This is a genomic window from Paenibacillus sp. cl130 (genome assembly GCF_900116035.1).
GTDB lineage: Bacteria > Bacillota > Bacilli > Paenibacillales > Paenibacillaceae > Paenibacillus > Paenibacillus polymyxa_B.
Genome location: NZ_FOYG01000001.1, coordinates 897,754 through 920,923, shown reverse-complemented (window position 1 = coordinate 920,923; position 23,170 = coordinate 897,754). Strand labels below are relative to the sequence as shown.

Below are 23,170 nucleotides of genomic sequence, written 5' to 3'. Positions count from 1 at the left end.
AAATCCAAAGTGGAAGTTGCTTAACTATTTTATTGTTAGAAAACCTACAAAAATAGTTGGTTTTGTGATATAGTAATCTTCGGATTGAAGGATCACCTTATAAAACATATTAAGTATAAGTTTGGAGGAAATAATACATGGATACCTTCTTTATTATTTTAAATGTTATTGTGCTGCTTTTGCTGCTAGGCGTATTGGTCTGGATGCAGAAAAAGCACATCTCCTTTACAAAAAGGGTATTTGCCGGACTTGGCTTCGGACTGATCTACGGGGCTGTTCTACAATATGCCTATGGGGCAGGCTCAGAGGTCATTACAAAATCAGTTGATTGGTTCAACCTCGCAGGTAATGGTTATGTCCGTTTGCTGCAAATGGTAGTTATTCCGCTTATCATGGTGTCGATTATTTCGGCTATTATGAATTTGAAGGGAAGACAGAACCTTGGCAAAATCAGCGTATCCATTATTGCAGTACTACTGATTACAACGGCAATTGCTGCTTCAGTTAGTATTGTAACCAGCTTGTCGTTTGATCTAAAGGCAATTGAGATTCAAGGTGGGGAGAAGGAACAAGCACAGGGCTTGAAGATGGAAGAGCGTCTTGGAACAGTTCAGGACATGACCATTCCACAGCAGGTGCTGGAATTTATTCCTTCAAATCCTTTTGAGGATATGACGGGAGCACGTCGTACGTCGACGCTGGCGGTGGTCATTTTCTCGGCCTTTATCGGTGTGGCTGTGCTCGGATTGGATCGTAAAAAACCAGAACAGGCGCAAACCTTCCGTAAAGTGATCGATGCAGTGTACGCTGTAGTGATGCGGATTGTAACTCTGGTGCTGAGATTGACTCCTTACGGCATTTTAGCACTGATCACTAAAGTAGTAGCTACGACCAATCCGGATGAAATTTTGAAGCTAATCAAGTTTGTGCTCGCTTCTTATGTGGCTCTGTTGGTCATGTTTATCATTCATCTTATTTTGCTGGCCTTGTTCGGCTACAATCCGGTGACGTATGTGAAAAAGGTATTGCCTACACTGGTTTTTGCTTTTACTTCTCGTTCCAGTGCGGCGACCATTCCGTTAAATGTTGAAACACAAACGAAAAAGCTTGGTGTGTCCGACGGCATCGCGAATCTGTCTGCGACCTTGGGAGCGACTATTGGGCAAAACGGCTGTGCTGGTATTTATCCGGCAATGCTGGCGGTCATGATTGCTCCAACCGTGGGTATTGATCCAACGAGCTGGGATTTTATCCTCACGCTTATTCTGGTCGTTACGGTCAGCTCGTTTGGCGTGGCGGGTGTAGGCGGTGGTGCCACTTTCGCTTCCCTGATCGTGCTTTCCACCATGAATCTTCCAGTGGCATTGGCAGGATTGCTCATCTCAGTCGAACCGTTGATTGATATGGGACGCACAGCGTTAAATGTCAATGATTCTATTACTGCAGGTCTCATTTCAGGCAAGGTGCTCAAGGAGAACGATCAAGACGTGTTCAACAATCATGGCATGGATTTGGATGCAACGGCACACTCCTAAGTAAATGATAAACGAAAGGTGTACGATGCATTCCCCTATCGCATCTGTAGCCTATATAACACACGTACAGAATGTACTCAATACAAAGAGCCGGCCATAAGGTCGGCTCTTTGTATTGAGTTTAGGACAGTGTAAATTATAGCTGTTCACGAATCCTAATCTATGATACATTAAAATAATGTTTTTCCGGCTTGCTTCGGATGAACCGCGGTTCGCAACCATCCCGCGCTATCAAAACTAGGAGGATTTCATGTTTAATCTGTTATGGGGGGCAACTTTTGTCCTCGTCAATTTTATGTTCTTTTTGTTATGTTTTCGGTTGTTCGGTAAAAAAGGGCTGTACGCCTGGATTGGTGTTGCTACTGTACTAGCCAACATTCAGGTAACCAAAACGATTGATCTGGTCGGCATTACCACTACATTGGGAAATACGATGTATGTTTCTATGTATATGGCCAGTGACTTACTGAATGAAAAATATGGGCCTAAAGAGGCGCGTAAAGCTGTGTGGTTCGGCTTTTTTACTCTGATTATGACGACGATAACGATGCAAATGGTGCTGCAGTTCCAGCCTACTGCAACGGATTTTGCCCAGACACCGATGCAACAGCTGTTTGGATTGTTGCCAAGGCTTGCGCTTGCCAGCTTGACAGCCTATGCGGTCAGTCAATTGCTGGACGTGCGTCTGTATGCCTGGATTCGCAAGTTTTTTCCGGAACGTCATCAGCTCTGGATTCGCGGCAATGGCAGCACGATGATCAGCTCGTTTATAGATACGCTCATTTTCTGTACTATTGCCTTTTACGGTTATGAGTGGGGGATATGGCTCGAGATATTATTCACCACCTACATCTTAAAATTTGTACTGACCGCGGCGGGTACACCCATTTTGTACATCGCACGCAATTTCCGCTTTATAGAAGAGGAGGAGCAAACCCTCAAGCCATGATGGCTTGGGGTTGCCCCTCCTTTTTTCATACTTTTTACATACCGATATAATGAATAGCGATGTTTTTATCCCAGCACTGTCAGTTCTTTTGGAAAAGAGGTAAGCACTTCAACACCATCAGAGGTGACCAGAACGTCATCTTCAATCCGCACACCGCCGAGGCCTGGCACATAGATGCCGGGTTCGATTGTGAACACGAAGCCTTCATGAAGCAGATCACTATTGCCTCCGTGTACAGATGGATATTCGTGAACACTCATGCCAAGGCCGTGTCCAACTCGGTGGTTAAAGGCAGGGCCATATCCAGCGGCTTCAACAACAGTCCGTGCTGCCTGATCTACGGATGCGCAGGAAACTCCCGGGCGAATGGCGGCAATTCCCGCTTCGTTCGAGCGAAGAACCGTATTATAAATCGTTTCCAGCTCAGCCGATAGCTTTCCGAAAGCAAAAGTACGTGTAATATCCGAAGCATAGCCATCGGAGTATACGCCCATATCAAACATGAGCAGATCGCCATGCTGTAGCTTGCGGGTGCCTGGAACACCATGAGGCAAGGCTGTTTTGGGTCCAGACAGCACTGTTGTGTCAAAGGACGGGCCATCTGCGCCAATCTTTTTCATCTGGTATTCGATTTCTGCCACCAGTTCGACTTCCGTCACCCCTTCGCGCACATGGGTGAGACCGTGACGAAGAGCATCTTCTACCAAACGAGCTGCATGTTTCAGACGTTGTACTTCTTCAGGAGTTTTTCTCACACGCATTTCTTGAAGCACTGGACCTAGATCCACATATTGAGCCGCGCCAATGGCAGTATGTAGCTGTTCGTAACGGAGGACGGAGACGTGCTCCTTTTCCAGCGCGAATGCTTTCACACCGGTGCCTGTACGTTGACGCAGCAGATCATATGGATTGTCCGTATCGGTGTGGGTGGATATACGAGTCACAGAAGAAGCAACTTGGGCGGCTTCTGCATCCAGGGCAGGTACGATCAGTTCTGGTTCTTGGTCCCGAAGCAACACCAGACCAAGAAAACGCTCATGCGGATCACTGGCAAAGCCCGTCAGATAGTAAATATGTTTAGGATCGGTCACAAGCAGGCCGTCCCAAGACTGTGACTTCAGTTCATCATACAGTCGGGTTATTTTCTCATTCATAAAGTCTCATTCCTTTCTGTCTATTTATTCATTATAGCTCTTCATACATAATTATTTATAGCATTGAATGACTTATTCTCTTTCCTGACATAATGTTTGCAGTCGTGCCTGTACATTCTGATCATAGTAACCACCATGGTAGCAGAGTACCTTCTCGACATCTAATACAGTTAGTTTATCGAGGCTCTTCAGGGCCAGTGGCATATCCGGCGTAGCCGACTCTGCAGGACCGACCAGTTCACCTTCGACTACCAGCAGTTCATCTGCTGCCAATAGTAGCTTTTGTGCGGGCACATACAAGCTTATATGCCCGGGCGTGTGACCGGGTGTATGAATAATCTGTATGCCCCCACCATAAGGCAGATGCTCACCGTCCTCAAGAATATGAGCAAAGCGCAAATCTGGCAGGCGGCGAATCATATCCTCTGCTTGCTGCTTAAGCACAGTATCCATTTGTTTAATCCGTTCGGGCGTCAGCTTCACAAACGGTCGCTCTCCTGTCATGTAAGGAACGTCATCCTTATGGGCTAACAGAGCAGTATTCGGCAGCAGATCCAGCAGTGCATGAACATTTCCGATATGGTCAATATCCTGATGTGTTAAAATAATTCTTTTCACGCGGCTGATATCCTCACCCACATCTGAGATAGCCTTGCGTAATGGCTCCAATTGGCCGAGCATTCCCGTGTCAATCAGTGTAAGTCCATCCTCGTCCTTGAGCAGTACAGGATAAATAGTCGTTTTTCCAAAAAAAGATTCCATAGGTATTTCCAAAATCAAGAGTTGAGTTCCAATATTCATATTAAGCTGCTTCAGAATCCTTGACTCCGAAACATACCTCCCGTCTCATCGTGTTAAATCGCTTTCCCCGTTTTTATTTTTCCTTATCTTCAAGCTCTATTATAAAACCCTTTGGGACTAATCCGCAAAACAACTCGATATGGCTGATCGGGCGCTTGTCTTGTACAATAAATAAATCACACAATAGGAGGCGGATACGAATAATGAATAAGGACCAATCTTTTTCCATTGAATTTGCGTGCAAAGAGGATCTTCCCGATATTGTGGACATTTATAATTCTACGATCGCAGGACGAATGGTCACGGCAGATCTGGAACCGGTGACAGTGGAGAGTCGCATTCCATGGTTTGAGACTCATCAGGAGAACCACCGCCCTTTGTGGGTATTAAAACAAAAGGGTGCAATTGCCGGATGGGCCAGCCTTCAGTCCTTTTATGGGCGTCCAGCTTATAACGGTACAGCAGAAATTAGCATATACGTCCATGAGGATTCTCGTGGAACAGGAACAGGAAGTCGACTGGTACAGCACTTGCTAAATGAATGTCCGAGACTGGGGATTACAACGTTGTTGGGATTTGTTTTTGGTCATAATGAGTCAAGTATTGGGCTGCTGCAGAAGTTTGGTTTTGAGCAATGGGGATACTATCCGCGTGTAGCTGTGCTCGACAGCATAGAGCGAGATTTAGCGATATTGGGTAAGCGAGTGGATGAATAATAGCTTATGACAGTTAAATATTCTTTGTAATGTGTACAGAAAAAGGCTGTTTCCAAAATCTTCTCAAACACTGCGGATGATTTTAGGAGCAGCCTCTTTTACTTTGCTATTTTCATCGCTTTTAGCGCTGTGGTTTAAAACGTATGCTGTGAAAAATTTGATTAAGCACCTCAGACAGCACCAAACCGACAGCAATAGCACCTGCGATCATCAGCGTGCTCATGGCCAGCTCCAGTGCCTGAGGATAATGTTGTTGTACGAACTGGCGCATGGCATTATAGGCCATTCCCCCTGGAACGAGCGGAATCATGCCTGCCACACTGAAAATAATCACAGGCATTTTGTACAGCCGCGCAAAGCCTTGACTGACGATGCCGATGAGAATCGTTGCCAAAAGGCTGGCGCTCACAGGCCCCATGCTGTCCGTGGTTGAATAATAGACAAGCCAGCCTAGCATACCAACAAAACCGCATTGCAGTAGTGAACGCCGGGGGGCATGGAAAAGTATGCCGAAAGCAGCGGTGGCAATAAAGCTTGTGAATAATTGTGCAAGCATAGACTTGAATCTCCTCCGAATCACATATAAGAAATGATAACCGCAACGCCAGCTCCAATGCCGAAAGACGTCAGGCAAGCATCGGCTCCCTTGGAAAGACCCGAAACAAGGTGCCCGGACATTAAATCACGGATGGCATTTGTAATTAGCAAGCCTGGAACCAGTGGCATGACAGAGCCAATAATAATTTTATCCATCATCTGTCCCCAGCCTACTATCGTTAATAGAGCCGCCAGCAAGCCGATTAGAAAAGATGCAGAAAACTCTGAGAAAAACTTAACCTTAACGAGCCTGTGAAAATACTGTACAGCTGCAAATCCGATACCTCCGCATAACACAGCTGCGGGGAAATCTCGCCACACTCCACCAAACATGATCATAAAGCAACCGCTGGCCAACGCAGCAGCCATCAGCTGTACACGGTTGGAATAGCGGAGGGGGCCACGTTCAATCTCCGAAAGCTCCTTGACGGCAGCGCGAGGAGACAAATCGCCTGTGCTGATTTTACGTGAAATGGAATTGACCTCTGTCACCTTGTGCAAATCGGTAGTCCGCTCTACGATGCGGATGAGCTTGGCAGGCTCCGAGTCATTAATGGCAAAAAAAATCCCAGTTGGTGTTACATAGCTATGGGACTGGGATATGCCATAGGCCGAAGCAATGCGGGACATCGTGTCTTCAACACGATAGGTTTCGGCTCCATTTTGCATCATCAGTTTGCCCGCCAACAGACAAACCTCAATGATTTCAGGAGTAGGATAGGAATGATTATTCATACTCGCTCTCTTTCATTCGTACCGGGCCGTTCGACCCTATTATTTTCATTTATTGTAGCACAAAAAGCCGCCTTTTCAGAGGCGGTTATGTTAGGCGGAAGCCAAGGATTTCATCAAGATTCTATCATATCGGGAATAACGGTATAGTAGGACTCTTCCAGATATGTTGCGGCCTCAGACAGACCCATCACCTTAAGCTGTCCAGCTACAAAAGCACGAAGGGCAGAATGGGTGAACAAATGCCGTGTCTGGGCATCCCGAATAAAAGCCAGTCTGGCTTCACGCGAACCGTTGTGGAACAACTCACGCACAGCTTCGCCTTGTTGTTCCCAAAGGAAAGGCTCCGTTACGGTCAAGAGGGCACTCTCCATAGAAGAGCTATGCTTCGCAGAAGAAGATAACTGAATGCCCAACCCGTTTAGTGTAGGAGCTGCTTCATTGTGCTTCCGTTCTGTTCGCAAGCTGTCGATATACGCAGCCATATCCTGAATCGGTTCGATACCAAAGCGTTCGCGAAAGCATTCGCGTACAAACGCGGTGCGTTCATCTACAATCTGAGGCAGTCGCTGACCTGCATGTCCAGAATAGTCATCTCCACTGGCGTAGTATCGTTTTAATGAACTGTTCTCTGTATAAACAACGCTTAAAAAATCCTGCAAATGACGGGCAACCACCCACACACCCGTCCAATCGACGGGAGATACACATACTATAGGGGCCCGGGAAAGGTCCTTTTCAAGCCCAAAATCCGTTAAAAAGCCATAATGTATTCCGTCCACCCCTGCGTGGGCAAAAGGAACAACATCTGGTGGTGTAGCCATATATCGTGGCGCGCGGCCCTGCTCCATAATCAATCCCAAATCAAAACTCAGAGAATGCCGGTTCGCTTCGAGCTCTTTTTCAAATTCTATAAGTGCCTCAATCAAAGGTGTAGCTGATCCATAGGCTAGGTTAGAACCGGAATCCATCGTGTATGCCTCCCTTATCCAAGTACATCCGTAAAGCGTTCATCCCTAAAAGGTACGTGATTTTACACGAAATGTAAACCTGTATGACGAATATTTTCAAAAATGTGACCTTTTACCCGTGTGTTGTCAAATAAAACGCTTTCGGGCAAAGCAGGACAAGATACCTATGTTAGCTCGGTAGAGAAGTAAAGTGAGTTTGTGAAAATGCGGTCTTTTCAGTGTATGTTAGCAAACGTGAAGTGTGATTGCAGGATGCGCAGTTGAAGGACAAGGTGCAACGTAACAGGCCAACGGGTATAATATCAGGACAAGGTGAAAAGGAGCGTCATCCGAAGATTTAACAGAAAGAAGTGGGCATATGAATTTGCAAAAGAAGGCTGTTTTTTTTGATGTAGATGATACGATGTACGATCATTTGCACCCTACACGCGATGCATTGCGTACAGTATTAGGATTGAGTGAGCGTTTTCCTTATGAGAAAGCCTACCATCGTATTCGCTATTACAGCGATGTACTATCGGCTAAAGGAGGACTATTGGAGGGGAAGGCAGGGCCGGATGAACTGGATGAGATGAGGGAAGGCCGTTTCATTCTGGCTTTACAAGAATTCGGGGTAGAAATTACCCGTGAGCAGGCAGTACATGTTCAACAAGAATACTTGGATCGTCAGTACCGAATTGAGCCTTTTGAGGGGGCGACCTCGTTAATAAATGATTTGAGCTCGGCTGGCTTTTTAGTTGGATTAATTACAAACGGTCTTGAGGAACACCAGATGAGCAAGATCAAGGCCATGGCACTGGAAAATCATGTTGCAGCAGAGCATATCTTTGTATCTGGGACCGTTGGCTATGCCAAGCCTGATCCGCGCATTTTTGAAGTAGTGAACGAACGGACAGGAACGTTAGCAGAGCACTGCTGCTACATTGGGGATTCCTGGCGTAATGACGTGGCGGGAGCTATAGCTGCGAATTGGCAGGTGATCTGGTTCAATCACAGGAACGCTCCCCCGGAGACTGACGTGCTGGGGATCTATAAAACAGCAGCAAGCTATGCAGAGTTAAGAAGGTTGCTTCTGCCGGACGCTCGTTAGACACGGTACATACCGTATTTATAAAAGAATCAACCTATTTTGAAGCCATTCCAAAAGATAACCCGTAATACTATTTATCTGTTATAGAACTAACTTTATTGGTATTGGTTTAGAACAGAGAAGGAGGGGATCGCGCATGGTAGAACAATGGAGGCAGGCAGAAGACATCATAAGTCAAGTGACCGTATACAGTACGGAGGATAATGATCCGGTTACCATTAAAACAGGCACTCAAGACGTCCGCTGTATTGGCATCGGGACAGATGCGGCCGTATTTACGCTCGATACGTTGCCAGGCTACGCGTTCAAGGTGTACTCAGACATGGCGATCGAGAAGAAAGATGCGGAGGCCGACGTATATGAGCGTTTGCGAGGGTCTGACTTTTTTCCTCATTATTACGGAAAAGGCGACAAGTATATTGTCATAAGTTATGAATCCGGTATTACGCTGCTGGATTGTCTGCTGCAAGGAATTCCTGTGCCAGAGCAGGTCATTCTGGATGTGGAAAAGGCGAGGGAATTTGTCCGATCCAAGGGGCTGAATCCCCGTGATATTCACCTCAAGAATGTACTCATGCAAGACGGACGTGCCAAGGTATTGGATGTATCTGAATACGTGAAGGAAGGCGATGACAAGCGCTGGGAGCATTTGGTGTGGGCGTATCATACGTTTTATTCCGGTATCTCGGAGGTTAAGGTTCCCTCATGGATTTTGGATACGATAAAAAAATGGTACTACAAGCTGGACAACTCCAACTTTAATCTGGAGGAGTTTGCCCAGCGTGCCAGTCAATTGTTCTCTAAATGGAGGTCATAACCGCTGTAAAGAAAACGGATATGCAGACTGACCTTTCCATAGCAAAAAGGATTGCACCCGTATTTAGGGGAGCAATCCTTTTCTTTTATCTGAAATCCCGAGGCACTCTTCTGGCTGTACCGCTCGCAATCGCGGCTTGAATCACCTTTTCACGCACCCGTTGAACTGCACTCTCGTTAAATACACCAGGGATAATATACAGCTTGTTTAGTTCTTCAGGACGGATCGTGCCTGCGATGGCCTCTGCGGCAGCCAGCTTCATCTCTTCGTTGATTTCACGGGCACGGCAGTCGAGCGCCGCTCGAAAGATGCCAGGGAAACAAAGCACATTGTTAATTTGGTTAGGATAGTCCGAACGTCCGGTGGCGATGACACCCGCAATGTCCTCGACGTCCTCTGGCGCAATTTCGGGAACCGGGTTAGCCATAGTGAACAGCACCGGGGCTTCTTTCATACGTTTCACGTCTTCTCGTTGCAGTAGTCCACCTGCCGACAGCCCGATAAACACGTCAGCATCCTTCAGAACCTCGGACAGCGTGCCGGACAGCCGATCAGGGTTGGTATGCTGCGCATACCAGTTCCACATCGGATGCTCGTATGTTTCATCAGCTGTAAGCGCTCCGTGACGATCTACGCCAATGATGTTGACTGCTCCTGCAGATAGCAAAATTTTCGTACAGGCCACACCCGCAGCCCCGATACCACAGACGACAATTTTGACGTCAGACAGGGCTTTGCCGACAACCTTGAGCGCATTGATCAGCCCTGCGTATAAAACGACAGCTGTGCCGTGCTGATCGTCATGAAAAACAGGTATGTCCAGCTCTTTACGTAACCGCTGTTCAATCTCAAAGCATCGTGGCGACGAAATATCCTCCAGATTAATCCCGCCAAAAGCTGGGGCCATTTGTTTAATGGCCTTAATGATCTCTTCGGTGTCCTGCGTATCCAGACAGATTGGAAAGGCATCGACGGAGCCGAGCTGCTTGAACAGCATGGCTTTGCCTTCCATAACCGGCATGGCTGCATAGGGACCGATGTTACCTAGCCCGAGAACAGCGCTTCCGTCAGAGACGACAGCGACCGTGTTGCGCTTGATCGTCAAACGGAAAGCTTTGTCCGGTTCCTCGTGAATCGCCATGCATACGCGTGCCACATCGGGGGTATATACCCGAGATAAGTCATCGCGGTTTTGAATTGGGACTTTGGGCTGCATTTCAATTTTGCCCCCGAGGTGTAATAGGAAGGTACGATCAGAGATGGATAATACCTTAACACCTTGTGCTTTTTTAATCCGAGCAATCATTCGGTCGATTTCTGCTGGATCGGCAATGGTCACTGTAATATCCCTCACAGTGACCTTCTCAGAGGTGCTAATGACGTCAATGGCAATCACATCTCCGCCATGTTCGTTTACCAGCGTAATCAATTGACCAAATTGGATGTGTCCGGTGGAAATTTCCAATCGCAAAATGATGTTTTTACCGCCAATACCGCCTTGCATACAAATTCCTCCTTTGTCTTCCATAACAAAATCATACGTAGGATCAATTGATTGCGCTTACAATAAGAAGCGGATGTAAAATCTATGCTGATATTTTAAATTAGTGGTTTCTTCCCCTATCATAGTGAACAATCTCTCGCTTGTACAGATCAAGTTGAGTAATATCTATTATTTTGTATTTAAAAAAGGACGAAAGCCCGGCTGCATTCCAGTCCAAGCGATCATCCTTTTTTTATAAAATGATCTATTTTATTTTCACGCATTCGATCTGTTACGTCATATTTTTACCGTAGTAAATTTCGTCCATTTCGATTTTGAGACGTGTTGATATATTTTGTTGCTCTTTTTCACTCAGACTTTCCTTGGTGTAGCCGAACAGGTAATTGTCCAGATCGAATTGTTTTAGCTTACATTTGGTATGGAAAATATTTTCCTGATACACATTCACGTCGATCATGTCATACTGACTGCGCACTTCGTCTGGAATATAGTTTTGAATGGAGGCGATATCATGGTCGATGAAAAGCTTATGTCCATTCGTATCACGTGTGAAGCCGCGTACCCGGTAATCAATCGTCATAATGTCGGTGTCGAAAGAATGAGTCAAATAGTGGAGTGCCTTGAGCGGGGAGATTTCCCCACAGGTAGAGACATCAATATCAGCTCGAAACGTACTGATCCCCTCGTCTGGATGATATTCCGGGTAGGTGTGAACCGTAATGTGGCTTTTATCCAGCTGTATCACGACAGATTCAGGTAGGGGGCCTGGTGACTCGGCATAAGATTCAGTCGGTACCTCCACAATGGGTCCTTCTGATATAAGTACTGTTACGCTGGCTCCTTGAGGTACATAATCCTGCTGGGCTACGTTGAGTACGTGGGCGCCGATAATGTCAGATACATTTTTTAAAATAGCTGTCAGCCGATCTGAGTTGTATTGTTCATCAATATATTCAATATACGCCTCGCGTTCTTCTTTGGTTTTGGTGTAACAAATATCGTACATGTTGAAGCTCAATGATTTGGTCAAATTGTTAAATCCGTGCAGGGTAATCCGCTGTTCCGGTGTTATGGTCATAGGCTATTTCCCCTTATAGTCGCAGTATTCATACATAATATTCCCAACACTCCTTTTCATATACCGATTCATAAAATCAGTTCTGTAGCTGTTAGATTAAAGCCTTGAACAAGTATGTCTTACCCGTTTGGCATAATTAAAAACAGGCAGGGGAGCGTCTTTGTTTTTACATGTATGGAAATTTTAACGTATATATACTTTATTTCTTACTCAGCGATTTTTAAGTAACAGGACTTATAATGTAGACTATGCATAGGGCGAAGGAACTGAATGGACAGAGGACTCGTAGTAAAACATAAGAACCGGGTTAGTAATTCATTAATTTAATGTGTGTCACCTTCACAATGCTGAAAGCTTAACCGAATATGATTATAGACCCGAAAAAATAGTGATTTTGTATATTGCGTAAATCGAGAAAAGCAACTTCAGCTAATAATGTGCGTATAATGAAATAAACGTAAGAAGCTGAGAATTATGAAGTTAAAATGAATTTTGATAGCAAAATTTAATTTACAAACCGATCCCATGTTACTGTCAGGATTTTGCAAAATTCGATTCCAGTCGCTCCGAAGTGCAAGATATAGACGAACTAAACCATTTCGATCTATATCTTGTTCATTGGAAAGTTCATTGGAAGTCGCTTATGAGATTTTTGCAAAATCCTCTACTGTAAGAAAAACGGTGAAAGGAGTATCAAGATGCTGGCTTTGTCCGATCCGGCCTGGACTCTGCTCCAAGGCCCCTACGGTTCTTCTCAATACGTCCCAGAAATGTTGAAGCAGCTCCAAGCCGGATATGACGGCGAAATGGCTGACACCTTGTATTGGGAGGAACTGTATCACCAAAATACGTTGTATACTTGTACATTTGCGGCTGTACCTTACCTTGTAGACATTGCGTTAAAAAGTTCTGATATAGGGATTCGTGCAGATATATATAACATTTGCGGAATATTCGAAGCGAAGAATAACAATCCTCTACATACCAAAGTTCCATTGGAATTTACAAGGGATCAGGTGAAAGTGGATTCTAGTCTGGCTGAATATATTTATGCGCAATATCGGAGTGCCATTGTCCGACTTGCAGAATTGACTGAAGAAATGGTGCTCTATGCGAAGGAACACGAAGGAGATATCGGTAAACGCTATGTTCTGGCTGCGGGTGCTGCTTTTCAGGGTTATCGCTGCGTAGCTTATATGCTACAAAGCTTCGATACAGGTGACGAATATACGCTGGATTGTCCGCATTGCGGTACCCCGCTCTATATTTGGCCTGATGAACAGAATGACACCCTGGTTGTCTATGATAAAGATCCTGTAAATTCAGACAATCTGGTTCCCCATCCGATCAGCCCCCGTTCATTGGACCGTAGAGGTGCTAATATGCAGTGGTTACACGAATATGCCCAAAAAATTGAAGAGAACAAGCTGCTTGCCCAATTACCCTATTTAAACGGTTGGGTAGATTGTCCAGTGTGTAATACGCCCATATATATATGGGATGAGTTGATGAAAATGGCTGATGGTGTTCGGAGGTATACCGCTTAATCAATCAAAAAAGGGTGCTGTCTTCTACAGCCCCCTCATTTCCTCTTATATTTTTCCATCTAATCTCCGTATGCTTTGCCAATTCTACTCCCGAAACGGATTCAAAAAGGTTTTAGGAATGTCGGATTCAAAACGCAGCAATACTCCGGTGACGGGATGAATAAATGACAATACCCTCGCATGTAGGCCAAGACGCCCAATCGACTTGGATTTGGAACCGTATTTTTTATCTCCAACAATTGGATGGCCGATATCCTCCATATGTACGCGGATTTGATTTTTGCGTCCGGTTTCCAAACGTACTTCCAGCAAAGAAAAATGCCGATTGGCTTGAAGCAGCTTGTAATGAGTGACTGCGTGCTGTCCGTCATTCGGATAAGGACTGGAATACATTTTTAGCGTCTTGCTTTCTTTCAGCCATGAAGTGATTGTACCCTCAGCTTTTTTAACTTGTCCTTCGACAAGAGCAATGTATGTTCGTTCATACACAACTTCCTTCCACGCTTTTTGCATTTCCTGCTGTATGGCTTCGCTTTTCGCAAACATCATCACTCCTGATGTATCACGATCCAAACGATGCAGTACAAAAATACGATTGTACGGATGTTCGCGCCTCACATGGGCCGTAAGCTGGCGATATGCTGTTACTTCCTGCTCCTGCGCTGAAGCCACGGACAGCAACCCGGCATCCTTATGGATAACGATAATGGCTTCATCCTCATGCAAAATACGTAGCCCAGTCAGTGGTACGACGGGAGTTATTTTTTCCTTGGAAAGAGCGACAGTCTGACCTTGCTCCAGTGGAAAATTATGCACGGTACGCGGAATGCCGTTGACGGACACCTGCCCACGAGCCAGTGCTGATTTAATGGAGTTACGACCCATGCCAGTCACATGTTCTACTAAAAAGCTCAATAGCTCGGCAGGCTCCTGGACGATGTATGTTTTGGCAGGGGCTTTATCTAAAGCATTCGTTCTCCGTTGAGCTTCCGGTTTATGGGAGCCAGATCTTCCGGCAGGTTTATGACTGCGTTTGGAATGGCTTGCGTTTGACGTAGATTTTGTATGATTTTTCCGTTGGGGTTTCCGATTGTTCATGGATTCTTTCTCCTTCTTGGAACCGTGTCTCTTCATAGTTATGGACAAATTTGCGGCACCGTGTTCACTATATCATGAGAAAACAGCGAGCGCCATAAGGGACTAAACCAGATTGGCAGTCTTCTAGCGGTTGAACATTACCCTGAACCCCGGTAAACTAAAGGTAACGAAAGAAAAGCCGATATGCGTCAAGGACGCTAGAAATATGAGGAGTTTTGAAACTATGACTGTACAAGCACCAACATTGGAACGGGCGCAGGACTTGCTGCAAAAATTTTATGGCTATCCCGATTTCCGGGAGGGACAAAAGAAAATTGTGGCCAGTATGCTGGAGGGCAACGATACGTTGGGCATCATGCCGACAGGAGGCGGAAAATCGATATGCTACCAGATCCCCGCGTTGTTGCATGAGGGGCTGACCATTGTCGTGTCACCGCTCATCTCGCTGATGAAAGACCAGGTGGATGCGCTGACCACAATGGGGATTGCTGCTGCTTACATCAATAGTACGTTGAGTGGTCGAGAAGTGAATGACCGCATACGAGCTGCACGAAATGGTGACTTGAAGTTGCTGTATGTCGCACCGGAACGACTGGAACTGGACTGGTTTCGCGATGAAATGGCTCAGTTGCCAATTTCCTGCGTTGCGGTAGATGAGGCACACTGCGTATCCCAGTGGGGCCATGATTTCCGTACCAGCTATCTGGCTGTGGCTCCATTCGTGGACGGGCTGTACGAACGCCCAATCGTGGCGGCGTTTACGGCAACGGCGACACCGCAGGTCATGGATGACATCGTGCGCCTGCTTCGTCTGCGCTCACCGGAGACGTTCGTTACAGGCCTTGGACGGCCCAATTTGGCGTTCAGTGTGCTGCGCGGGGAAGACAAACGCAGCTTTTTACTGAATTATGCCCGTGAGCATGAGGGTGAATCGGGCATTATTTATGCGGCGACACGTAAGGACGTGGACGATTTGTACCAACGGCTGCGTGACGCAGGCATGGCAGCCGGGCGCTATCATGCCGGGATGACAGATCAGGAACGTGCAGATAGCCAGGAAGGGTTTTTGTACGACGATATCCGTGTCATTGTAGCAACCAATGCCTTCGGCATGGGGATAGATAAATCGAACGTACGCTATGTCATTCACTACAACATGCCTAAAAATATGGAGGCTTACGTGCAAGAGGCGGGACGCGCAGGACGTGATGGCGACCCGAGTCAATGTATTTTGCTGTTCGGACCGCAAGATATTGTGACGCAGAAGTTTCTGATTGAGCAAAATCCACAGGATGAAGACCGCAAGCGCAACGACTACCGCAAGCTCCAGCAGATGGTTGATTATTGCTACACGACTCGTTGCCTACGTACGGCACAGCTTGAGTATTTCGGAGAAGCGGAAGAGCATGAAGCTTGCGGTATATGTAGTTCATGTACAGATGAGCGGGAACTGGTTGATATGACCATAGATGCGCAAAAGATTTTTTCGTGCATTCATCGCATGCGGGAGCGTTATGGGGTCTCGATGGTCGCCTCGGTCTTGAAAGGCTCGCGTAACAAAAAAGTACTGCAGTATGGTTTTGACAGCCTGCCAACCTATGGCGTGATGGGCAACCGGACGGAAAAAGAAATTGCTGAAATTATCAATGTTCTTGTTTCGGAAGGCTATCTGATGTTGTCCGAGGGACAATATCCGGTCGTACGCTTGCAGCAGCTTGCGGCTGAAGTGCTGAAAGGCCAGCGAGAAGTCATGCAGCGTGTGGTGCGACATGCCACGGCTTTTGCAGGTGGAGCAGGTTCACGCGGACGACAGGGACGCGATGCATACCCGGCTGCAGTCAACGAAACCGTGTTCGAGCAATTGCGCCTGATCCGCCGCGATCTGGCCGCTCAGGAGCATGTACCGTCTTATATCATTTTCAATGATGCGACGCTGCGTGAGATGAGCGTAGCGAGCCCGCAATCCGAGGCAGACATGTTGCGGATCAAGGGTGTCGGCGAAGTGAAGTTCCGCAAGTACGGCAAGCCGTTTCTTGATTTTTTTCAAAATCAGGGGAATATCGGGGGAACGGTAAGCGAGGACGAGATTTATGCAGACGATGTGTACGAGGATTTTGAATAGCTATACTAAGGCAAGGATAGAACAGTTCATGCAAACTATAAAAGGTTGTGACCTATGAAAGTCATTTTATCAACATTAAATGCAAAATATATTCATACCTCGTTGGCAATTCGATGCCTCAAAGCCTACAGTGAAAAGGACTTTGATATCGAGCTGGCGGAGTACACAATTAAGGACCCGGTGATGAACATCGTATCCGATTTGTTTCAACGGGGGGCAGATGTCATCGGCTTTTCCTGTTATATTTGGAACATTGAAGAGACGATTAAGGTCATTGATGTGTTGAAAAAAATTATGCCCGAGGTCAAAATTGTTCTGGGTGGTCCGGAGGTATCCTACGATACGGATCACTGGATGAAGCGTTTGGCGAATGTGGATTTTATCGTGGTTGGTGAAGGAGAGGAAACATTCCATCAACTGCTACAGGAGCTGGAAGGGGATCGCAAGTTCCATTTTGTCTATGGACTGGCTTACCGTAAGGGAGAAGAGGTTATTCAGATGCCCGGCCGCCCGAAAGCGGACTTGAACGAGCTGCCGTCGCCCTATCGTTTTGCAGAGGATATACCGGAACTCGGGAAACGGGTTGTTTATTTTGAGACGAGCCGGGGTTGTCCGTTCAGCTGCCAGTTTTGTCTGTCCAGCATTGAGGTTGGGGTGCGTTATTACGATATCGAGCGCACAAAGTCAGATATTTTGTATCTGATCGACAATGGGGCCAATCTAATCAAGTTCGTGGATCGGACGTTTAATATTAAACGCGATTATGCACTGGAGATGTTCAAATTTTTGATTGAAAATCACCGTGGCTGTGTCTTCCAGTTTGAGATTACGGCAGATATTATGCGTCCTGAGGTGTTGGATTATTTAGCGGAGAACGCGCCACCGGGCGTATTTCGATTTGAAATCGGCGTCCAATCAACGAATGATCCCACCAATGAGTTGGTTAAGCGTCGCCAGAATTTTACCAAGCTTTCCCGTACTGTTACCAAGGTTAAACAAAGCGGTAAAATCGACCAGCATTTGGATTTGATCGCCGGATTGCCCTTGGAGGACTACAACACGTTCCGTAAAACGTTTAATGACGTTTTTGCGCTCGGCCCGGAAGAGCTTCAACTTGGCTTCCTCAAAATGCTGCGTGGCACCGGACTGCGTATCGACGCAGACAAGTATAACTATACGTATATGGATGTTGCGCCGTATGAAATGCTGAGCAATGACGTCCTTTCCTTTGCCGATATCGTCCGGCTCAAGCGCTTGGAAGATGTATTGGAGAAATACTGGAACTCTCATCGTATGGATCATACAGTCAACTATCTGATTGAGCGTGAATTCTCGTCCGCTTTTGATTTCTTTCAGGAATTCGGAGACTACTGGGAAGGACAGGGCTGGCAAAAAATCGGACATCAGCTCGAAGACTTGTTCACGCGTCTCCAGTCCTTTCTGGAATCGCGTGGAACAAAGCGAATGGATATGGTGCTTGGACTGATGAAGCTTGATTATTTCCTGAACCATAAATACAAGCCGCGTAAAATCTGGTGGGAGCATACCTTGGAGAAGGACGATTGGTCCAGCTACATGAAAATGATTCTCCAGCACCCGGACGCGCTGTTGTCACCTGCGGTTGCAGATTTAGTGGCAGATGCGAGCAAGGAGAGTACAGGTGAGGCGAATGTAGGCAATCAACAGCCTCAGCCATACCGCGAGATTATTCCAGCCTTTGCTTCATTGAAGCTGAGTGAAAAGGAACTGCAAAAGCACGCGGTGCTGGATGTACTGCCATTTAGTCTGGATCATATCCTGAGTGGGGGAAGCCCATTGACAGCCGAAGGCCGCACGCTTCTGCTTGTAGTCTATCAGCAAAATGGACAGCAAAAACCGCTCTACTACACCATGCCGATCGGCAAAAATATCGCCGCCATTTAAATATAGACGCCAGAGGGCATCGACTTTGATAAACCAAGAGTCGGTGTCTTCTTTTGTTTTATAAAAAACAGGTGGTCACTCCAAATTTTACATTCGTGTAATCTTTTGCTTTACGATGCTTTACAAAGCAGATATATGATTACTTTATCATATATGAATATTAAATTTATTGGAGTGTGACCTTGTGAAAAAGCGTTCGATGAAAAAGAGTATCCTTGCTTTCGGTGCCATTACCGTTTTGAGTGCGCCATTGTTATCTGCTAATATCCCTAACGCTTTTGCAGCCTCATCTAGTACCAAGTCTACTACCGCACAGGTATCCAAAGGACTGAAAACCTCGTCAGCGAAAGTCGATGCTCCTAAGAATGTCATTCTCTTTATCGGCGATGGTATGGGAGAAGCAAGTCGCAACGCGATTCGCTTGGCGACGGTAGGGAAATCGGGATTACTTGAAATGGACAACATGCCTGTAACCGGCTTGGTTAGCACAAGTTCAGGGGATAACCTGGTTACGGATTCTGCTGCCGCTGCGACTGCCATTGCAACAGGTGTGAAAACGTATAACGGCGCGATCGGAATGGATTTGAATAAAAAACCAGTGACAACGATTATGGAGCTGGCTAAAAAGGCAGGCATGTCTACAGGTGTTGTGACGACAAGCCAAGTGACAGACGCAACGGGGGCCGCCTTTGGTGCGCATGTCGAAAAACGCTCCGCTCAAAGCGAGATTGCCAAGCAGTATCTGGAGAAAAGCAAGGTGGATGTTATTCTGGGCGGTGGTGAGGATTTCTGGTACCCTGCAGGAACAGTAGGCAAACATCCAGATGCTCCGGCAGAAGATCCTGAGGAAGCTAGTAAGGGAACTCAAGGAAATTTGGTAGAACAAGCGAAGAAGCTGGGTTATAGCTATGTGACAGATCAGACAGAAATGAAAGCAGCTAAAGGTTCTAAGTTGTTAGGGCTGTTCGCCAATGAAGAGATGTTTCAAGCTCACAACAAGCTGGGTAACTCTTACAACCCAACGGTTTCTTTACCGGATATGACGGCTAAAGCGATTGATGTTCTTTCCAAAAACCAAAAAGGTTTTTTCCTGATGGTAGAGGAAGAAGGAACGGATGAGATGGCGCATGACAATGAAGGTGAGTTAACGATTAAGGCTGGGCAACAGCTCGATAAGGCCGTTAAAGTAGCTAAAGAGTATGCCAAAGCGCATCCAGATACATTAGTGTTGGTGACGGCAGATCATGAAACGGGCGGTTTGGCGATTGAAGGCGAAGATGCGGAGGATGAATCCGGTGAAGGCGTCTCCAAAGAGGATGGTCCTTTTACTGTAAAAGGCTCTAATGAAAAGTTTTATATCGACTGGACCACAGGAGGACATACATCTGTTGATGTGGCGTTAACCGCGATGGGCCCCGGATCTTCTCAGTTTAGCGGGAATTACCCGAATACTGCCATTCATGACAAGCTGGTTAAGCTGCTTCAATTAAAGAAGTAACGTAGGGTGAAAGCTGCCTCTTAAAAAGATTTTCCATATTGGCAATATGGTTTTTCCTGTGATAAACTAAAGCTAATAAGTATATACTAAAAAAGAGTAAGGATGCTACCAACATCCTCACTCTTTTACAACAGCCGCTTATAAGGGCGGTGGCTGTAGGGTTGGATTAGTAAAATAGACCGCTAACCTTTTCCGGAGGGCGGTCTATTTCTTTTTGTTGAAGGAAATAATCAAGATCACCAACGTTGCAAATTGAATCATCAACATTAATGTATCTTTAACCTCCACAGGCATCACCTCCTTTGCAGGAGACTAGCCGACCGCCCATCTAAGCCATTCTGTTGTTAGTTTATAGTATATCATATGGATAGTATTGCTAAAAAGGACAAACCTGAACTAAAAAGTTACCTGTCGTGCCACTGCGCAGTCGGATGGTGCTTCCCATCGCCACCGCCCCCGGATTTCTTGAATTAGTCTTTGTTTAAGGTGGAAATCCGGGGACAAAAGCGACCGCTTCGCTTGTACAGCACCATTCCGCCTACTCCGTTTTTGTGTTTCATTTTTCGAGTTCAACTTATTTAGCCGAATTGACAATTTTGACGCAAGTAGAGTGCGCAGTTTTGGTCAAGAATATTATTTGGGCTAAAGTTCTCCTAACAGGGATAGAAGTTTCTTTTTAAAGTGAAAATATTAATCAGATAAAATTTGGTTTAAACAAACGCCATCTTTCAAGCCTTGTTCATACATAATAGATTCAACCATGCCTTGGAGTAGAGTAGTATTGGTATCATAATCGTAAAGAGTTTGTATGTATTCCTTTGGCAAGCAATCATGTAAAATAGAAAAGAGTTGATTACAGTCTTTCATTAAGTCTTTGTATTCTGGAGAATTAGCCAGCATCGACCCAGCTACATGTTCCAGGCGAATAGAAACGAATTGATTAAGGGCTTCTTGTATAGCTTTCATTTATCTTCCTCCATTATGGTGACATCAAAGTGAGATCATAATCTTATTTTAAGGTGACATCACTTTGATGTCAATAGGGTGCGTAAATGGGTTATCACAATGCTATAATAATGACATCACTATTGTGAGGAGTTTTAAACAATGACAACGAATAAAAAAGCATTTACTTTGCGATTAAAACCAGAAAACTTTGAGAAGATCAAATATATAGCTGATAAGAACAAACGATCAATTGCTAAACAGATTGAATATGTACTTGAACAGCATATTGAAGAGTTTGAAGAAAAAGAAGAAAAAGATAAGAAAGGTGATTCTATTACACAAGAATAACTTAGGGTTAATTAGTGTGGATAAAAATAAAAGATGTGTGAGGGGGAATATGCGTGAACGCTATATTAATTAATTCACGCCAAATTCCCTTTTTTACTGATCTAAAGTTGGTTTTCGAATCCATAAGTAATATCCAAACGGAATATAATTGGCTACTTACTGGGTTAGAACTGAATTGGATACCGGACGATCTTTTGGAGTATGTCGAGCAGAATCTGGCTTTTGAAGAAAACGGGTATGGAAACACGAAGTTATGGATGACTGGGGAACAACTGACACGTCTTGTACATAGATATGAGATTCAATTTATTTGGGGAATGCTCATGGGATTTGAAAAATCTGAGGCTGCAGATGTTGGTGCATTAGCTATGCAGTCCTATTCAAATGCCTATGAGGGCTGGTGGCAACTGGAATCGACAATGCAACATCCCAAAGCGAAAATTGAAGTTATTTGCTGGGATTCAACCTTAACTTTATTTCTCAGTAAGGATCAAACCGTAGTCCAGAGCTTTAAGGCTTATTTTAAAGACGCAAGAGATTTGGATGAGTATAATTTTGAGGCTAGTAACCGAGTTTAGAACAGAAGAGAATAATGAGATCTTTACCAACTGCAGTTAGCAAGCGACCATTATGGGCTGATCCTATAGCTCTGTTCTTTCATGTGAGGAATAAAGTCTATATAAGCTGAACTGAAGAAATGTACATGGAAAACGGAGTAGACGGAATGGTGCTGTACAAGCGAAGCGGTCGCTTTAAAAGCTTTCCGTAGGAAAGCTCGCTTCGGAAGCATCATCTCCCCGGATTTCTACCTATAAAAGATTTTACTTGAAGAATCCGGGAGCGGTGGGAAGCACCATCCGTCTGCGTAGTGGCACTAAGGTAACTTTTAAATTCGCTTATATAATTATCCAAGCAATAAAAACACGTAATTACGTAATATTGGTTATAATGAGGTAAGAATAATTAAGGAGCCGTGCTCTAACGCGGCTCCAGCATACAGCAACTGCATAAAGAGCAGTCGGCCGCGTAAGATAGATCGAGAATAGACCGTTGACCTTTGGTTAGGGCGGTCTATTTCTTTTTCATGTAGGTAAGTAACGCCAAAATGAACATGCCGAATAAGCTCAACCTTTACTCCTCCGTTGTTTTCTTCCCCCACACAAATTTCATTATAAAAAATATAATTGTCAGCATGATGAGAAGCAATGCCATCTGCAAGCCATAACGATGGATCAGTTCTCCTGCTGCTTGTACATGATCGCCAAAGATACGTCCGAGCAGAAAGAAGATCAGCGTCCAGATCAAACCCGTTGAATAAGAGAAGAGGGCATAGCGCTTGAAACTCATTTTATTGATCCCGACAATATATGGGATAATGTGACGGACGATCGGCAGCAAATAACTGATGCAAATAGTGAAGTTTCCATACTTATGTATCAATTTTTCCGAAAACGTAATGTACTTGTCCATTTTTTTCTTCCGGCGCAAACGTTCTAGAATCGGGGTACCCACGGTTCTCCCCAATACATAACCTAAGGACAAGCCTGATATAACCCCAAGATATACAATTAAAAAAGCGGGTAACGGGTGAAGTATGCCCATGCTTGTTACAGCCCCGCCAGTCATCACAATGACTTCGTCCGGGATGGGCAGACCCACAATTCCGAGCCATAGAGAAAAGAATAATGCTGCATAGCCGTATTGTTCGATGATGGAAATTAAATATTCCACGTCCATACGCA

The 23,170-nt window shown here is 45.4% G+C and carries 22 protein-coding genes; 11 read left to right on the top strand and 11 right to left on the bottom strand.

The genetic code is table 11. The annotated features are described in order from the left end of the window. The first annotated feature begins 137 nt into the window (after window positions 1-137). Complete coding sequence (locus BM358_RS04355; protein WP_025724316.1) at window positions 138-1,535, top strand: L-cystine transporter; 1,398 nt, start codon at window positions 138-140, stop codon at window positions 1,533-1,535. A gap of 250 nt (window positions 1,536-1,785) precedes the next feature. After that, a complete protein-coding gene (locus BM358_RS04350) occupies window positions 1,786-2,484 on the top strand; it encodes a queuosine precursor transporter (protein ID WP_028543008.1) in 699 nt (232 codons plus the stop codon). 65 nt (window positions 2,485-2,549) lie between these two features. Here the strand turns inward: BM358_RS04350 and BM358_RS04345 are convergent, their stop codons facing one another. Further along, window positions 2,550-3,638, bottom strand: coding sequence for a M24 family metallopeptidase (locus BM358_RS04345; RefSeq protein ID WP_028543007.1), 1,089 nt, complete (start codon window positions 3,636-3,638; stop codon window positions 2,550-2,552). A 72-nt stretch (window positions 3,639-3,710) separates the two neighbouring features. Further along, window positions 3,711-4,439, bottom strand: coding sequence for an MBL fold metallo-hydrolase (locus BM358_RS04340; protein ID WP_028543006.1), 729 nt, complete (start codon window positions 4,437-4,439; stop codon window positions 3,711-3,713). Window positions 4,440-4,642: 203 nt separating this feature from the next. Here BM358_RS04340 and BM358_RS04335 point away from each other — a divergent pair, with 203 nt between their 5' ends. After that, window positions 4,643-5,155 carry a GNAT family N-acetyltransferase gene (locus tag BM358_RS04335; protein ID WP_028543005.1) on the top strand — a complete coding sequence of 171 codons (513 nt, stop codon included), beginning with the start codon at window positions 4,643-4,645 and terminating at the stop codon, window positions 5,153-5,155. 121 nt (window positions 5,156-5,276) lie between these two features. Here BM358_RS04335 and BM358_RS04330 read toward each other — a convergent pair whose 3' ends face one another. The 3 genes from BM358_RS04330 to BM358_RS04320 all read right to left on the bottom strand — a co-directional run bounded on the left by BM358_RS04330 (window position 5,277) and on the right by BM358_RS04320 (window position 7,455). Continuing rightward, a complete protein-coding gene (locus BM358_RS04330; protein WP_013309318.1) occupies window positions 5,277-5,711 on the bottom strand; it encodes a threonine/serine exporter family protein in 435 nt (144 codons plus the stop codon). Between the two features lie 20 nt (window positions 5,712-5,731). After that, complete coding sequence (locus tag BM358_RS04325; RefSeq protein WP_013309319.1) at window positions 5,732-6,487, bottom strand: threonine/serine exporter family protein; 756 nt, start codon at window positions 6,485-6,487, stop codon at window positions 5,732-5,734. Window positions 6,488-6,600: 113 nt separating this feature from the next. Continuing rightward, entirely contained in the window at window positions 6,601-7,455 is an 855-nt protein-coding gene (locus BM358_RS04320; protein WP_028543004.1) for a hypothetical protein, read from the bottom strand. Window positions 7,456-7,813: 358 nt separating this feature from the next. Between BM358_RS04320 and BM358_RS04315 the strand changes: the two genes are divergently transcribed. Together BM358_RS04315 and BM358_RS04310 are read left to right on the top strand one after the other, a co-directional pair. Next, the gene (locus BM358_RS04315) at window positions 7,814-8,545 is read left to right on the top strand and encodes an HAD family hydrolase (RefSeq protein ID WP_025724310.1); all 732 of its coding nucleotides are present in this window, start codon (window positions 7,814-7,816) and stop codon (window positions 8,543-8,545) included. Between the two features lie 136 nt (window positions 8,546-8,681). Next, complete coding sequence (locus tag BM358_RS04310) at window positions 8,682-9,362, top strand: serine/threonine-protein kinase (protein ID WP_023987697.1); 681 nt, start codon at window positions 8,682-8,684, stop codon at window positions 9,360-9,362. Window positions 9,363-9,447: 85 nt separating this feature from the next. On the opposite strand, the gene BM358_RS04305 is transcribed toward BM358_RS04310, so the two are convergent. Together BM358_RS04305 and speD are read right to left on the bottom strand one after the other, a co-directional pair. After that, on the bottom strand, window positions 9,448-10,866 hold the full coding sequence (locus BM358_RS04305) for an NAD-dependent malic enzyme (RefSeq protein ID WP_028543003.1): 1,419 nt from the start codon (window positions 10,864-10,866) through the stop codon (window positions 9,448-9,450). Window positions 10,867-11,137: 271 nt separating this feature from the next. After that, window positions 11,138-11,944: an adenosylmethionine decarboxylase gene (gene speD, locus BM358_RS04300; protein ID WP_013309324.1), complete on the bottom strand. Its 807-nt coding sequence runs from the start codon at window positions 11,942-11,944 to the stop codon at window positions 11,138-11,140. A 698-nt stretch (window positions 11,945-12,642) separates the two neighbouring features. Here speD and BM358_RS04295 point away from each other — a divergent pair. Further along, window positions 12,643-13,491: a hypothetical protein gene (locus BM358_RS04295; RefSeq protein ID WP_023987699.1), complete on the top strand. Its 849-nt coding sequence runs from the start codon at window positions 12,643-12,645 to the stop codon at window positions 13,489-13,491. 84 nt (window positions 13,492-13,575) lie between these two features. Here BM358_RS04295 and BM358_RS04290 read toward each other — a convergent pair whose 3' ends face one another. Further along, the gene (locus BM358_RS04290; protein ID WP_023987700.1) at window positions 13,576-14,589 is read right to left on the bottom strand and encodes an RluA family pseudouridine synthase; all 1,014 of its coding nucleotides are present in this window, start codon (window positions 14,587-14,589) and stop codon (window positions 13,576-13,578) included. 223 nt (window positions 14,590-14,812) lie between these two features. Between BM358_RS04290 and recQ the strand changes: the two genes are divergently transcribed. The 3 genes from recQ to BM358_RS04275 all read left to right on the top strand — a co-directional run bounded on the left by recQ (window position 14,813) and on the right by BM358_RS04275 (window position 20,132). Next, entirely contained in the window at window positions 14,813-16,711 is a 1,899-nt protein-coding gene (gene recQ, locus BM358_RS04285) for a DNA helicase RecQ (protein WP_023987701.1), read from the top strand. Window positions 16,712-16,765: 54 nt separating this feature from the next. After that, the gene (locus tag BM358_RS04280) at window positions 16,766-18,634 is read left to right on the top strand and encodes a B12-binding domain-containing radical SAM protein (RefSeq protein WP_028543002.1); all 1,869 of its coding nucleotides are present in this window, start codon (window positions 16,766-16,768) and stop codon (window positions 18,632-18,634) included. 184 nt (window positions 18,635-18,818) lie between these two features. Continuing rightward, window positions 18,819-20,132 (top strand): alkaline phosphatase, encoded by a 1,314-nt coding sequence (locus BM358_RS04275; RefSeq protein ID WP_023987703.1) that lies wholly within the window; start codon window positions 18,819-18,821, stop codon window positions 20,130-20,132. Window positions 20,133-20,336: 204 nt separating this feature from the next. Here BM358_RS04275 and BM358_RS27120 read toward each other — a convergent pair whose 3' ends face one another. Then, on the bottom strand, window positions 20,337-20,426 hold the full coding sequence (locus BM358_RS27120; protein ID WP_007429455.1) for a putative holin-like toxin: 90 nt from the start codon (window positions 20,424-20,426) through the stop codon (window positions 20,337-20,339). A 396-nt stretch (window positions 20,427-20,822) separates the two neighbouring features. Beyond that, a complete protein-coding gene (locus BM358_RS04270) occupies window positions 20,823-21,098 on the bottom strand; it encodes a hypothetical protein (protein ID WP_028543001.1) in 276 nt (91 codons plus the stop codon). Between the two features lie 141 nt (window positions 21,099-21,239). On the opposite strand from BM358_RS04270, the gene BM358_RS04265 reads away from it, so the two are divergent. Both BM358_RS04265 and BM358_RS04260 read left to right on the top strand, forming a co-directional pair. After that, window positions 21,240-21,428, top strand: coding sequence for a hypothetical protein (locus BM358_RS04265; RefSeq protein ID WP_028543000.1), 189 nt, complete (start codon window positions 21,240-21,242; stop codon window positions 21,426-21,428). Between the two features lie 53 nt (window positions 21,429-21,481). Continuing rightward, the gene (locus BM358_RS04260; RefSeq protein ID WP_049828510.1) at window positions 21,482-22,006 is read left to right on the top strand and encodes a hypothetical protein; all 525 of its coding nucleotides are present in this window, start codon (window positions 21,482-21,484) and stop codon (window positions 22,004-22,006) included. 553 nt (window positions 22,007-22,559) lie between these two features. Here BM358_RS04260 and BM358_RS04255 read toward each other — a convergent pair. After that, window positions 22,560-23,165, bottom strand: coding sequence for a DedA family protein (locus tag BM358_RS04255; RefSeq protein WP_028542998.1), 606 nt, complete (start codon window positions 23,163-23,165; stop codon window positions 22,560-22,562). Window positions 23,166-23,170 lie beyond the last annotated feature (5 nt).

Bases quoted from the DNA above. Each gene is read 5' to 3' on its own strand.
- BM358_RS04355 (WP_025724316.1), top strand. From the start codon at position 138: ATGGATACCTTCTTTATTATTTTAAATGTTATTGTGCTGCTTTTGCTG.
- BM358_RS04350 (WP_028543008.1), top strand. From the start codon at position 1,786: ATGTTTAATCTGTTATGGGGGGCAACTTTTGTCCTCGTCAATTTTATG.
- BM358_RS04345 (WP_028543007.1), bottom strand. From the start codon at position 3,638: ATGAATGAGAAAATAACCCGACTGTATGATGAACTGAAGTCACAGTCT.
- BM358_RS04340 (WP_028543006.1), bottom strand. From the start codon at position 4,439: ATGAATATTGGAACTCAACTCTTGATTTTGGAAATACCTATGGAATCT.
- BM358_RS04335 (WP_028543005.1), top strand. From the start codon at position 4,643: ATGAATAAGGACCAATCTTTTTCCATTGAATTTGCGTGCAAAGAGGAT.
- BM358_RS04330 (WP_013309318.1), bottom strand. From the start codon at position 5,711: ATGCTTGCACAATTATTCACAAGCTTTATTGCCACCGCTGCTTTCGGC.
- BM358_RS04325 (WP_013309319.1), bottom strand. From the start codon at position 6,487: ATGAATAATCATTCCTATCCTACTCCTGAAATCATTGAGGTTTGTCTG.
- BM358_RS04320 (WP_028543004.1), bottom strand. From the start codon at position 7,455: ATGGATTCCGGTTCTAACCTAGCCTATGGATCAGCTACACCTTTGATT.
- BM358_RS04315 (WP_025724310.1), top strand. From the start codon at position 7,814: ATGAATTTGCAAAAGAAGGCTGTTTTTTTTGATGTAGATGATACGATG.
- BM358_RS04310 (WP_023987697.1), top strand. From the start codon at position 8,682: ATGGTAGAACAATGGAGGCAGGCAGAAGACATCATAAGTCAAGTGACC.
- BM358_RS04305 (WP_028543003.1), bottom strand. From the start codon at position 10,866: ATGCAAGGCGGTATTGGCGGTAAAAACATCATTTTGCGATTGGAAATT.
- speD (WP_013309324.1), bottom strand. From the start codon at position 11,944: ATGACCATAACACCGGAACAGCGGATTACCCTGCACGGATTTAACAAT.
- BM358_RS04295 (WP_023987699.1), top strand. From the start codon at position 12,643: ATGCTGGCTTTGTCCGATCCGGCCTGGACTCTGCTCCAAGGCCCCTAC.
- BM358_RS04290 (WP_023987700.1), bottom strand. From the start codon at position 14,589: ATGAACAATCGGAAACCCCAACGGAAAAATCATACAAAATCTACGTCA.
- recQ (WP_023987701.1), top strand. From the start codon at position 14,813: ATGACTGTACAAGCACCAACATTGGAACGGGCGCAGGACTTGCTGCAA.
- BM358_RS04280 (WP_028543002.1), top strand. From the start codon at position 16,766: ATGAAAGTCATTTTATCAACATTAAATGCAAAATATATTCATACCTCG.
- BM358_RS27120 (WP_007429455.1), bottom strand. From the start codon at position 20,426: ATGCCTGTGGAGGTTAAAGATACATTAATGTTGATGATTCAATTTGCA.
- BM358_RS04270 (WP_028543001.1), bottom strand. From the start codon at position 21,098: ATGAAAGCTATACAAGAAGCCCTTAATCAATTCGTTTCTATTCGCCTG.
- BM358_RS04265 (WP_028543000.1), top strand. From the start codon at position 21,240: ATGACAACGAATAAAAAAGCATTTACTTTGCGATTAAAACCAGAAAAC.
- BM358_RS04255 (WP_028542998.1), bottom strand. From the start codon at position 23,165: ATGGACGTGGAATATTTAATTTCCATCATCGAACAATACGGCTATGCA.